Raw genomic sequence first — 12,074 nt, forward strand, 5'->3', positions numbered from 1 at the left:
GATCAGTAATCCAGGCGTTCGAGCGTGTGCGAATGGTTGGTGAACACGCAGATATCACCGGCGGTTTGCAGGCCATAACGCACGATAGCCTCGGCGTCGAGTTCGCTGTGATCCATCAAAGCGCGTGCGGCAGCGAAGGCAAAGTTGCCGCCGGAACCAATGCTGATGATGCCGTGCTCGGGCTCCAGCACATCGCCATTGCCGGTGATGATGAGTGAGGCGCTGTGGTCGGCCACCGCGAGCAGGGCCTCCAGGCGTCGCAGCGTACGGTCAGTGCGCCAGTCTTTGGCCATCTCCACGGCGGCACGCACCAAATGGCCACTGTGTTTTTCCAGCTTCGCCTCGAAGTACTCAAACAATGTAAAGGCATCAGCGGTGCCGCCGGCGAAACCGGCTAGCACTTGGTCTTTATAGAGCCGGCGAACTTTGCGGGCGTTGCCTTTCATCACGGTGTTACCGAGTGACACTTGGCCGTCGCCACCGAGCACCACGGTATTGCCGCGGCGCACACATAAAATCGTTGTCATTGACTATCTCCCAGACTGCTTAGGGGAATGGCATCGAGGCCAGCACCGGCTAAACGCGTACGCGCCTCGGCAAGATGACGCGCGCTATCAAATGGGCCGGCAACGATGCGAAATAAAGGCTGACCTTGCGCATCAAAACCGCTTTGGCGCTGTGCTGGCACGCTCAAGCGGCGAAGTGCTTGGAGGCGCTGCTCGGCTTGTTCAGCTTGACGAAAAGCGCCCACCTGCAGCCAGCGTGTGGCGGCCGGCTGGTCAGTATTGTTGATGGATGGTGCCGTGCGAGCGGGTCGCGGCGAGCTGCGTGCATCAGGCGTGCGCGAAGGCAATACGCGCTGATTCGGCAAAATGTCATAGAACTCAAAACGCTCAGCCGGCTTGACTGGCGGTGTCGGCTCATTGGTGTCGACGCTCAGTGCTGCAGGTACGCGCTCAATGGGCGTGTCAGGGCGCCCGCTGAGCCACCACACAGCAAAAGCCAGGAGGCTGGCGAGCGCCGCAAATACTGCCAGGCGCACAATGGGCAGGGGCGCTTTTTGCGTGGGTTTTTTCGCGCGCGAGGCGCCTTGCTGGCGCTTTTTTGGCGCGGCTTTCGGCTTTGCTGCCGGCTTGCGGCTAGCGCTACCGGCTGGCCGTTTGCTCGAACTGGCCACGCTTACATGCGCTCCGGTGCGGCCACGCCGAGCAGACCAAGGCCATGCGCCAAGACTTTTTGCACGGCCAAGCTCACGGTCAGGCGGCCATGGCGCTGAGTGGCATCATCGACGAGCATTTTGTGGGTGTTGTAATAACTGTGGAACTCTTGCGCCAGCTCACGCAGCGCGAAGGCGAGCAAATGCGGCGCGTGCTGGCGAGCGGCATTGGCCACGGCATCGGGCCAAGCATCGAGGCGTTTGACCAGCTCGGTGAGGCCGGCATCCTCGAGTGATGGCAGTGCCTGCATGCCCGCGCTGGCATCGAAACTTAAGCTTCGTGTGTCGCACTCACGGAAAATACTGGCGATGCGGGCGTGCGCGTATTGCAAGTAATACACGGGGTTTTCCGCCGACTGCGAGCGCGCCAAATCGATATCGAATTCCAAGTGCTGTTCAGGCGCGCGCGAGAGGTAAAAAAACCGCGTCGCGTCGTTGCCGGCTTCATCGATGAGCTGCGCGAGCGTGACAAAATTACCTGAGCGTTTGCCCATGCGGCCCGATGACAGCGTAACGAACTGAATCAACGCCACCACGAATTTATCGCCCTCGCCAGTCAGCGCCTCAATGGCCGCGCGCACGCGAGCAATATAGCCGTGATGGTCAGCGCCCCATACATCAATGAGCTGGTCGTAGCCACGATCGAGTTTGTTTAAGTGGTAGGCGACATCGGCGGCGAAATAGGTATGCACGCCGTTATCACGCACCATGCAGCGGTCTTTTTCATCACCTAGGGCGCTGGTGCGCAACCACAGCGCGCCATTTTTATCGTAGACATGGCCGCGTTCGCGCAGGCGCTCAATGGCCCGCTCAATGGCGCCGCTCTCAGACAAGCTGCGCTCGGAAAACCAGGCATCAAACGACACATTAAACGCCGCCAAGGTGTGCTGGATGGTGGCCAGCTGTGTGTCCAGCGCAAAATCTTGCAGCGTGCGATAGTCGTCGCCTAAAACGCTTTGCACACGCGCAATCAGCGAGTCGATATGTGCTTCTTTGATGGCTTTTGCGGCATCGCCCTCATCGAAGCTGTCGGGCAAGACGCCGGCCATGAGCTCGACATACGGTGTGAAATACGCACGGTCATCGCGGGCGACTAAGGCCTTCGCGCAGTCGATGATGTAGTCGGCCGGATACGCCCGCGACGGGATCGCCACGGTCTCGCCCAATGCTTCGAGGTAGCGCAAATACACCGACACCGCGAGCACATCGGTTTGCCGGCCGGCATCATTGATGTAGTACTCGGTGTCCACGGCATAGCCGGTGGCGCGCAGCAGGCTGGCGAGTGCCGAGCCATAGGCGGCGCCGCGACCATGACCCACGTGCATGGGGCCGGTGGGGTTGGCAGAGACGTATTCGAGCAAGACGCGTTGGCCATTGCCGATGTTGGGCGAGCCGAACGCCTGTGCATCATTGAGAATTTGCTGGATGGCTTGGAAGCGGCTGCCGGCATTGAGGAAGAAATTAATGAAGCCGGGGCCGGCCAGCTCGACACGACTAATGACTTCGCTGGCGGGCAGCGCATCAATGATGGCCTGCGCAATGACGCGCGGTGGCTTAGCCGCGGCCTTCGCCGACATCAGCGCGATGTTACTGGCCCAATCGCCATGGGCGGGGTCGCGGGTGCGTTCAAATTGCAGCGTCGGTTGAAAATCAGCCGGCAGCATGCCGTCCTGGCGAAGTTGGTCGAGGGCGGTAGCAAGTAGCGTATCGAGCGCGTGCTTCATTGAGGCATCCGAGTCTTAAAATCGTGGCGATTGTAGCAATAAAAAAGGCGAGCCCTGGAAAGGTGCCCGCCTTTTTCTGGTCCACGCGGGGCGTGGTGGCCTGCGCTTACTTCTTGAAGCTGCGAGCGCCGCCAAAGCGTTGCTTGAACTTATCGATACGACCGCCGGTTTCGATGTTTTTCTGTTTGCCGGTGTAGAACGGATGGCAAGCCGAGCAAACGTCGATGAGGATGTCTTTGCACAGGGTGGAGCGGGTTTCAAAGACATTGCCGCAAGAGCAAGTGGCTTTGATCATTTCATATTTTGGATGGATATCAGCACGCATGGTGTTCACCTAAATCAAGGAACGGGGTAAGGATGTGTCGCGCTCCTGGCGGGCTTTTTCTCTGCCATAACAAGCAGGTAAGCAAACGCACAGGTACGACTACAGGCCATTCTCTTGGCTCACCGCACACATCACTTCGATGCGGCCAAGCTCAACAAGGACGCGCATTCTAGGCGATGATCAGGATTTCGCCAAGTGCTGTCTGCCAAAAGGCTGGCATGGCAACGCGCGCGCTAGCGGCAAATGCAGCCGCAGTGCTAGTCTGCGCGCCATGTCCATTGCTCATCTTGCCCTGCCATCGCCATTGCGTCATGGCTTCGATTACCGACTACCCGAGGGCGGCGGCGAGCTGCCGGCGGGCGTACGCGTGCGGGCGCCATTTGGCCGGCGTGAGGTGATTGGCTGGTTATTGCATGAGTCAGCGCAAACCACGGTGCCGGTAGCGAAGCTGCGCGCGGTATTGGCGGTGCTCGACGAGCAGCCAGCGCTTAATCCGGCGCTCTGGCAGCTGGCGTTATGGACCGCGCGTTATTATCAGCACGCCCTTGGTGATGCCCTCACGCAAATGGTGCCGGCGCTGATTCGTCAGGGTGAGCCCTTGCGTGCCGCGCCCGAGCCGCTTTGGCAGCTGACTGCGCGTGGCATAGCCTTGGCGGCGGATGGCTTGAGCCGAGCGCCCAAGCAACTGGCGGCGTGGCAGGTACTGAAAGCGCATGAGCAGGGCCTGACGGAGACCACATGCCGCGCCTTAGCAATCACGCGCGACGCCTTAAAGGCGCTCAATGACAAAGGTCTCGCGCACTGCCTGCAGCCCACCACGCGCGATGAGATGACAGCGCCGAGTTGGCCGAACTTGGGCTTGGCGCAGCCAGAATTATCCCTCAATGACGAACAAGCCGTGGCGCTTCAGGCCTTAACGCAGGCGCCGGCAGGCTTTTGCGTCTGGTTGCTGCAAGGGGTCACGGGCAGCGGTAAAACCGAAGTGTATTTGCAGCATATAGCCCATGTGCTGCGCAGCGGCCGGCAAGTCTTGGTGCTGGTGCCTGAGATTGGTCTAACGCCGCAAACCGTGGCGCGCTTTCAGGCGCGTTTTCGTTGCCCCGTGTTGGCGCTGCATTCGGGTCTCAGTGACCGCGAGCGACTGAATGCTTGGCGGCAAGCGCGCGAAGGGCGCGCGGGCATTGTCATTGGCACGCGTTCTGCGGTGTTTACGCCGCTGGCTCGGCCAGGGCTGATGGTAATTGACGAAGAGCATGACTTGTCGTTTAAGCAGCAGGAAGGCTTTCGTTACCACGGCCGTGATGTGGCCGTGCGGCGCGCGCAGCTGGAAAATATTCCCATCGTCTTGGGCTCGGCAACGCCGTCATTAGAGACCTTGGCCAATGCGCAGGCTGGGCGTTATCGGCGCTTAGAATTGAAGCAGCGTGCCGGTGGCGCGAGGGCGCCGCGCGTGCGCTGTGTCGATTTGCGTGGTCAGGTATTGCTCGATGGCCTGTGTGCAGCCGCCCGCGCAGCAATGACTGAAACGCTCGCGCGCGGTGAGCAAGTATTGGTGTTTCTCAATCGTCGCGGCTTTGCGCCGATCATGTTGTGCCACGCCTGCGGCTGGCAGGCCGGTTGCGCGCGCTGTGATGCCAAGCCAACGCTGCATCGTGCCCCCATGCGCTTGCAGTGCCATCATTGCGGCAGTGAGTCAGCGCCACCGCGTCATTGCCCGGACTGCGGGAGCAGCGATTTGCGACCCGCGGGGGTTGGTACCGAGCGCCTGGCTGATGCGCTCAGCCAGCATTTCGCCGACACACCGGTGCACCGTGTGGATCGTGATAGCACACGTCGTAAAGGCAGCTTTGATGCCTTGATGACCGCCATTGCGCAGCCGGGGCCGGCGATTTTGGTGGGCACACAGATGCTCGCCAAAGGTCATCATTTTCCCAATGTCACGCTGGTGGTGATTCCCGACAGCGATGGCGGCTTATTTAGCGCGGATTTTCGCGGCCCCGAGCGCTTGGCGCAGCAGTTGGTGCAGGTGTCGGGGCGCGCTGGACGAGCCGAGAAGCCGGGCACGGTATTGGTCCAAACGCATCAGCCCGAGCATCCGCTACTGCAGCAATTATTTAGCCAGGGCTATGACGCGTGCGCGCAGACTTTGTTGCATGAACGCCAGCTCATGGGTTTGCCGCCGGTGGCGAGCATGGCGCTGCTGCGTGCCGAGGCGCCACACACGGAAGCACCGCTGCGCCTGCTCAGCGATTTGGCACACTGGTTGCGCGAGGATGAGCCGCTGGTGCAAGCCTGGGGCCCCATGCCGGCGCCGATGGCGCGCAAGGCGGGCATGCATCGCTGGCACTTATTGCTGAAAAGCGCCGAGCGCAAACCACTGCATTTGGCCTTGGCGCGTGTGGTGGCGTGGCTTGAGGCCGAGCCCGAGGCGCGGCGGGTACGATGGTCTATCGACATCGACCCGCAGGAGCTGGGCTAGTTAGGGCACGCTATTGAGCAGGCGCTTAATGGCATCGGTAAAACCATTGGATTTTGGTGCGACGGGCTGGCCCTGCTCATCGAGCTCAGCCGGTGGCAGCAGATCCTCAACGGGCTCTGGAATTGGCTCGGCGGGTAGGCGCTCATCGGTAAACCATTCGGTCACCGCATTGGGGTCGTCGGCGAAGGTACGCTGACCCGTGAGGCGATCGACGGCGACCGACGTCATGCCCGGTGGCAATGGTGGCGTGGTGTCGGCAACGCCTTGCAGCGCGGCGGCCATGTATTGGCGCCAAATCGGTAGCGCCGCAATGCCGCCGTACTCGCGTCTGCCTAAGCTCGTGGGCTGATCGAAGCCGACCCAACTGACTGCAACCATTGCGCCATTAAAGCCGGCAAACCAGGCATCGCGGGCCTCATCGGTGGTGCCGGTTTTGCCAGCGAGGTCGCTACGGCCCAGGCTCAGCGCGCCGCGCCCCGTGCCGCGCACAATGACATCCTGCAAAATGTTGTACATCTGCCATGCCGCGCGCGGTCGCATGATGCGTAGCGCAGGATTGTCGGCGGGTATGGGTGGCGTGGCTAAGCCATCCATTGTCATGGCATCGGCGATGGCTGGGCTACTCTCGGGCGCAGCCAATTCAGGCATTTCGCAGGCGCGACAAACGCGGCGTGGCTTGGCCTGAAAAATCACCTTGCCGGAGCGGTCCAGTACTTTTTCAATGAAGTAGGGATTCACCCGCAAGCCGCCATTGGCAATGGCAGAGAACGCCGTCGCCATTTGAATTGGCAGCACATCGCCGGTGCCTAGGGCGAGTGTTAAGTTGTTGGGCATGCGTTTGGCATCCAAGCCAAACTGGCTCAAATAATTCCGCGCCGATGCCACGCCAACGCTTTGCAGTAGCCGAATCGACACCAAGTTGCGCGATAAATACAGCGCGCGCCGTAGCGTGATGGGGCCCATAAAGCGATTGTCAGAGTTGTTTGGATTCCAGCCGTCGAGATCGAGCGGCGCATCATCAATTAGGCTCGCCGGCGTGAAGCCGCGCTCCAGTGCTTTCGCATAAATAAATGGCTTAATGATTGAGCCCGCTTGCCGCCAACCTTGCACGGAGCGGTTGAATTTACTGCGCGAATAATCAAAGCCGCCAACCAGCGCCTCAATGGCGCCTGTGTTGGGATTGACCGCCACCAGCTGGCCCTGAACTTCCGGGATTTGCGCCAGCTGCCAGGTCTTGCCTTGGCGCTCTAGGCGAACAATATCGCCCACCTTAAGGATCTCGCTGGCGCGCTCAGGCAATGGGCCATAGCGGTTCACATCGATGTAGCGGCGCGCCCAGCGCATGCCTTCCCATGCCAGCGAAACGCGCTCACCAGAGCGCAGCGTGAGGGCGGCTGTGCGTTGTTCTACGTTGGTCACCACGGCGGGCTCAAGACCGCCGATGCGACCTAAGCTTTTCAGCGGCGTGGTGTCGCTGCGCGCTTCTGCGCCACGCCAGCCGTGGCGACGATCATAGGCCAGCAGGCCGGCGATGACGGCCTCGGTGGCGGCCTCTTGATTGGCGGCCGCGACCGTGGTGTAGACCGTGTAGCCGGAGCCATAGATGTCTTCGCCAAACCGGTTGAGCAGCTCTTCGCGCACCATTTCAGCTAAATACGGGCCACGAACATCTTCGATGGCAATGCTATGGCTGAGGCCGACCGGCGCTTTCAGGGCTTTCGCGTGCTGCGCGGCGGTGATGTAGCCGAGCTTGAGCATGCGACCGATAATCCAGTCGCGGCGAATCAAGGCGCGCTCGGGGTTGCTGACGGGGTTATAGCGCGATGGTGCTTTCGGCAAGCCGGCAATCATCGCCATTTCCGCCAGGGTCAGCTCATCGATACGTTTGCCATAATAAATTTTCGCCGCCGCACCAATGCCATAGGCACGTTGGCCGAGGTAGATTTTATTGAGGTAGAGCTCAAGGATTTGCTCTTTGCTGAGCGAGTCTTCGATGCGCTTGGCGAGCAAAATCTCGGTGAACTTACGGTCAAACGTGCGGGCATTGCTAAGAAAATAGTTTTTCGCCAACTGCATGGTAATGGTCGAGCCGCCAGAGCGAATGCTGCCACTGGTCACCAGCTCGCCGAGGGCGCGGCCGAGACCGGCATAGTCGATGCCATCGTGCTCAAAAAACTGATCATCTTCAGCCGCTAAAAAAGCCTGCACGAGCGGCTTGGGGATTTGCGCATAAGTCAGCGGAATGGTGTGCTTGACGCCAAACTCGGTGATGACTTTGCCATCTCGCGTGAGCACTTGCAGCGGCGTTTCATAGCGCACTTCTTTGAGCATGGAAATGTCGGGCAGGTCGGGCGTTAAGGTCAGCCAAGAGCCGCTCGCACTGAGCGTAATGCCCGCTAAGCCTAAGCCTATCCAGCGCAACCAGCGAAATGACACACCCTGCTCAGCCATAAACCACCCTACACACATGACGCCCAACGCGTTTGTGGCGCGCAGTATACGCCTGCAAAGCGGTGACGAACATCCACGCGCATTGGCATTGTCTCCGTGGCCTTGCTACACCTGAATAAATGCCTGGGCACGTGTTGCTCGCTGCTGCTATGGAGGGCTGTATGAAAACGTTTATTGGGCTGATGATGCTGTGCTGCGCGTGTCAGTCACCGCTGGCGATGGCGGCGAGTCTGCGTCTGGCCTTAAGCAATGCGGACAGTCGAGCGGTAATTGTCGACTTGGCGCGGGCAGCCGGCCTGAATGTCTTGCTCAGCGACCGTGTGCAGGGGCAACTAACTATAGAGGCGCGTGCGCAAGATCGCCAAGCCCTGCTCGATGCGGTCTTGCATGCGCGTGGGCTAGCACGTGAGCGTGTCGGTGAGGTTTACTGGGTAGCGCCATTGGAAGAGATCACCCAGCGCGATACGCAGGCGCGCGCTAAGGCCTTGGCGCAAGAGTCGCGCGAGCCACTCGTGACCGAGCTGATTGCGCTGCATCATGCCAAGGCGGCGGAGTTGGTGCGCTTGCTGGCGAGTGCAAATAAGGGCGAGCGCTTGATGGGGCCGCGTGGCCGCGCCGATGCCGATAGCCGCACAAACACCTTGTTATTGACCGATCATGCGGCGCGTTTGACGCAAATTAAACAGTGGTTGCGCGTGCTCGATCGGCCCAGTCGACAGGTCTTGATTGAGACGCGCCTGGCCTCTATGTCGCGCAACGAAGCCAGCGCATACGGTGCGCGTTGGGCTTATAACCGAATGGATGGCAGCGGCTTAATCCCATTAGCGGCAAACGGTGCCGATGTCTCGGCTATTACCTACGGCTTGCTGGGCATTGATGGCACCACGCTCGACCTCACGCTGTCGGCGCTAGAAAGTCAGGGCGATGGTAAAATCTTGGCGCGACCCAGTGTCATGACCGCTGAGCAACAAGCCGCGCGCATCGCCTCTGGCCAGCAAATTCCCTATCAAGAAACTACGCAAAGTGGCGCCAGCACCACACGTTTTATCAATGCCGAGCTGAGCTTGGATATTTTGCCGGCGATTGCGCCCAACGGCGATATTCAGCTCGATTTAAAGCTCAGTCACGATAGCCCTGGCGAGCTACAACCGAATGGTTCTCGGGCCATTGATACCAATCGCCTAGCCACTCAAGTGCGTTTACGGGATGGTCAGACCCTAGTGCTTGGCGGTATCTTTCGCCAGCAGGCCGTAAAAGCCACCAGTGCGGTGCCTTTTTTAGGCAAAATACCGGTATTGGGTGCGTTGTTTCGCCGGCAAACAACTCGCCAAGATGAGCAAGAGCTCCTTATTTTTGTCACCCCGCGATTGATAGACGACGGCGTTTATCCAGCGACAACCCCAGCCATTGGGATAGGAACACACGATGCCTCAGGTCAGGGTGAGCAATATTTTCTTAGTGGGGCCGATGGGCGCGGGTAAGACCACGATTGGCCGTCAGCTCGCAGAATTGCTGCGCTGGGAGTTTGTTGACTCAGACCATGAAATTGAAGCGCGCACCGGCGCCAATATTCCGTGGATTTTCGACATTGAAGGCGAGACCGGGTTTCGTCAGCGCGAAACGCTGGTTATTGAGGCGCTAACGCAACGCCAGCATATTGTTTTGGCGACCGGCGGCGGGGCGATCATGCGCGCTGAGAACCGGGCGGCACTGCATGCGCGCGGCACGGTGATTTATTTAGAGACGCCCGTGGAGCGACAGCTTGAGCGCACCGCGCGCGATCACAATCGGCCATTGCTGCAAACACCCGATCCTCGCGCTAAACTCACGTCGCTGCTGGCGGAGCGTGACCCGCTTTATCGTGAAGTGGCGCACCATATTATGCCCACCGAGCGCAGCAGCGCGCGTGATGTGGCGTTTCATATTTTGCAGGTCTTGGGCTTACGCTAGGGCCGTTTGTTTATTCGCACGAGAAGTCCATGCCAGTGTTAACTGTGGCGCTGGGGCAGCGCAGCTACCCCATTCACATCGATGAGCAGGTGTTTGCCAACGCCGACTTGCTGCTGCCGCATATTCATGGTCGGCAGGTCATGTTGGTTAGCAACACCACGGTAGCACCACTGTATTTAGCGCCTTTGCGTGGCGTTTTAGAGGCCGCCGGCCTAACAGTCGCCGAGGTGATTTTGCCCGATGGCGAACAGTTTAAAGACTGGCAGCATTTGCAGCATATTTTTGATGCGTTATTGCAGGCGCGCTTTGGTCGCAAAGCCACGCTGATTGCCTTGGGTGGCGGCGTGATCGGCGATATGACCGGCTTTGCGGCAGCGACCTATCAGCGCGGTGTGCATTTTATTCAAATTCCCACCACCTTGTTGGCGCAAGTCGACTCCTCGGTGGGCGGCAAAACCGGCATTAATCATACGCTCGGTAAAAATATGATTGGTGCATTTATGCAGCCGCAGGTGGTGTTGGCCGATACCGCCGTGCTGCGTACCTTGCCCGATCGGGAGCTATCGGCGGGGCTGGCGGAAATTATCAAATACGGTTTAATTCGTGATCCTGGCTTTTTGCACTGGTTACACGATCACATGCCCGGCCTGATGGCGCGTGACCCCGCGCTGCTAGCCGAGGCCGTTGCGCGCTCATGTCACCACAAAGCTGAGGTGGTGGCAGCCGATGAGCTAGAGCAGCACGATGTGCGTGCGCTACTGAATTTAGGCCACACCTTTGGCCATGCCATTGAGACCAATATGGGTTATGGGCAGTGGCTTCATGGCGAGGCGGTCGCTGTGGGCATGCTCATGGCGGCTGACCTTTCGCAGCGTTTCGGTTGGATCGACGCTGCTGCGGTAGCTGCGTTGCGCACTTTGCTGCTGGCTGCAGGCTTGCCTGTTGACGCGCCGGCCATCTCAGCGGCTGATTTTTTGGCGGCCATGGCAGTGGATAAAAAGAATGTCGATGGCCGACTACGCTTGGTGTTGTTGCGCGCAGTAGGGGATGCCGTGGTCGTTAATGTCGATGATCTGGCGCCAGTGCGTGACACCTTGGCGGCCTTTGGAGTGAGTGCATGAATGCATCAAGATTGCAGCTCGGTATAGGTCTGGCCTTGATCGCGATCTTTGTTGCGGTCATGGTCACAACAAACGCCAATGAGCCTGAGCGCGCCGCTATGACGGAGGCCTCGCTGGGCAATATCGTTCGCGCCAATGAGGGTGAGCAGTTTGAGGCGGGCTTTGGTGAGCTGCAGTATTTAGTTCCCGATAACGGCGGCGAAGAGCCGGTGGCGTTTGATGATGCCACGCCGCAGCGACTCGCACAGTTTCGCTCTGAGGCCTGGCTGCTGGAGCAGCCGCCCAGCCATTACACTATTCAGCTCGGTGTGTTTTCCAGCGAGCGCGCCGCCGCTGACTTTATTCGTAGCAATGGCAATAGCGCGGATTTACGCTATTTTGCCATTCCACAAATGCCTGACCCTGCCTTGGGCTATGTCACCTCGGCGCAGTCACGGTTTATCGTCAGCTTTGCCGAGTTTTTCACCAGCGAGCACGCCGCCGGTGTGGCAGGTATTTTGACCGGCTATGGTGACCAATATTTGGTGCGGCCATGGCAGAGTTATCAGCTATCAATTACGTCGGTGAAGGCGGTGCTGGCGCGCAACTTTATTGCCAAGCAAGAAGCGCAAGCGCGCATGACAGCATCCGACAAGTTACGTGATCAAGCCTTCCAAGGCGTCGATCCGGTTGAGTTATTGGCTGAGCCGTTAGATGAGTAGCGATTACGCGCTCATTGCATAACACCTGTTAGCGTCTGTAGAAGTGCCTGCGCATTGAGCTAAATGGGCTTTTAACGTACTATGCGCGTCCATTTTTTGCGTTCTGC

Annotated in this window: 10 protein-coding genes; 5 read left to right on the forward strand and 5 right to left on the reverse strand. The window is 59.3% G+C overall.

Annotation, left to right across the window (positions count from 1 at the left end; translation table 11 throughout):
* Positions 1-2: 2 nt before the first annotated feature.
* The 4 genes from hslV to rpmE form a co-directional block, all read right to left on the reverse strand.
* On the reverse strand, positions 3-527 hold the full coding sequence (gene hslV / locus DFR26_RS03105; RefSeq protein WP_116207465.1) for an ATP-dependent protease subunit HslV: 525 nt from the start codon (positions 525-527) through the stop codon (positions 3-5).
* Positions 524-1,177, reverse strand: a complete 654-nt coding sequence (locus tag DFR26_RS03110; RefSeq protein ID WP_116207466.1) for an SPOR domain-containing protein — start codon at positions 1,175-1,177, stop codon at positions 524-526. Before DFR26_RS03110 ends, hslV begins: the two co-directional genes overlap by 4 nt.
* 2 nt (positions 1,178-1,179) lie before the next feature.
* Positions 1,180-2,940, reverse strand: coding sequence for an arginine--tRNA ligase (gene argS, locus DFR26_RS03115; protein WP_116207467.1), 1,761 nt, complete (start codon positions 2,938-2,940; stop codon positions 1,180-1,182).
* A 106-nt stretch (positions 2,941-3,046) separates the two neighbouring features.
* Positions 3,047-3,265, reverse strand: a complete 219-nt coding sequence (gene rpmE / locus DFR26_RS03120) for a 50S ribosomal protein L31 (protein WP_116207644.1) — start codon at positions 3,263-3,265, stop codon at positions 3,047-3,049.
* 271 nt (positions 3,266-3,536) lie between these two features.
* On the opposite strand from rpmE, the gene DFR26_RS03125 reads away from it, so the two are divergent.
* Positions 3,537-5,744: a primosomal protein N' gene (locus DFR26_RS03125; protein ID WP_116207645.1), complete on the forward strand. Its 2,208-nt coding sequence runs from the start codon at positions 3,537-3,539 to the stop codon at positions 5,742-5,744.
* Here DFR26_RS03125 and DFR26_RS03130 read toward each other — a convergent pair whose 3' ends face one another.
* Positions 5,745-8,195 (reverse strand): penicillin-binding protein 1A, encoded by a 2,451-nt coding sequence (locus tag DFR26_RS03130; protein ID WP_116207468.1) that lies wholly within the window; start codon positions 8,193-8,195, stop codon positions 5,745-5,747.
* A 161-nt stretch (positions 8,196-8,356) separates the two neighbouring features.
* Between DFR26_RS03130 and DFR26_RS03135 the strand changes: the two genes are divergently transcribed.
* From DFR26_RS03135 to DFR26_RS03150, 4 genes are read left to right on the forward strand one after another with little or no spacing between them, the layout of a single operon-like run.
* Positions 8,357-9,676 carry a secretin N-terminal domain-containing protein gene (locus DFR26_RS03135; protein WP_181898968.1) on the forward strand — a complete coding sequence of 440 codons (1,320 nt, stop codon included), beginning with the start codon at positions 8,357-8,359 and terminating at the stop codon, positions 9,674-9,676.
* Positions 9,621-10,145, forward strand: coding sequence for a shikimate kinase AroK (gene aroK, locus DFR26_RS03140; protein ID WP_116207470.1), 525 nt, complete (start codon positions 9,621-9,623; stop codon positions 10,143-10,145). Before DFR26_RS03135 ends, aroK begins: the two co-directional genes overlap by 56 nt.
* 29 nt (positions 10,146-10,174) lie before the next feature.
* A complete protein-coding gene (gene aroB, locus DFR26_RS03145) occupies positions 10,175-11,266 on the forward strand; it encodes a 3-dehydroquinate synthase (RefSeq protein ID WP_116207471.1) in 1,092 nt (363 codons plus the stop codon).
* The gene (locus DFR26_RS03150; protein WP_116207472.1) at positions 11,263-11,967 is read left to right on the forward strand and encodes a hypothetical protein; all 705 of its coding nucleotides are present in this window, start codon (positions 11,263-11,265) and stop codon (positions 11,965-11,967) included. The genes aroB and DFR26_RS03150 overlap by 4 nt, the downstream gene beginning before the upstream one ends.
* Positions 11,968-12,074: the final 107 nt, after the last annotated feature.

The sequence above is a fragment of the Paraperlucidibaca baekdonensis genome (assembly GCF_003387535.1).
GTDB lineage: Bacteria > Pseudomonadota > Gammaproteobacteria > Pseudomonadales > Moraxellaceae > Perlucidibaca > Perlucidibaca baekdonensis.

Excerpts from the sequence above, each read along its gene's own strand:
- rpmE (WP_116207644.1), bottom strand. The coding sequence starts at position 3,265 with ATGCGTGCTGATATCCATCCAAAATATGAAATGATCAAAGCCACTTGC.
- DFR26_RS03130 (WP_116207468.1), bottom strand. The coding sequence starts at position 8,195 with ATGGCTGAGCAGGGTGTGTCATTTCGCTGGTTGCGCTGGATAGGCTTA.
- hslV (WP_116207465.1), bottom strand. The coding sequence starts at position 527 with ATGACAACGATTTTATGTGTGCGCCGCGGCAATACCGTGGTGCTCGGT.
- aroB (WP_116207471.1), top strand. The coding sequence starts at position 10,175 with ATGCCAGTGTTAACTGTGGCGCTGGGGCAGCGCAGCTACCCCATTCAC.
- argS (WP_116207467.1), bottom strand. The coding sequence starts at position 2,940 with ATGAAGCACGCGCTCGATACGCTACTTGCTACCGCCCTCGACCAACTT.
- aroK (WP_116207470.1), top strand. The coding sequence starts at position 9,621 with ATGCCTCAGGTCAGGGTGAGCAATATTTTCTTAGTGGGGCCGATGGGC.
- DFR26_RS03125 (WP_116207645.1), top strand. The coding sequence starts at position 3,537 with ATGTCCATTGCTCATCTTGCCCTGCCATCGCCATTGCGTCATGGCTTC.
- DFR26_RS03150 (WP_116207472.1), top strand. The coding sequence starts at position 11,263 with ATGAATGCATCAAGATTGCAGCTCGGTATAGGTCTGGCCTTGATCGCG.
- DFR26_RS03135 (WP_181898968.1), top strand. The coding sequence starts at position 8,357 with ATGAAAACGTTTATTGGGCTGATGATGCTGTGCTGCGCGTGTCAGTCA.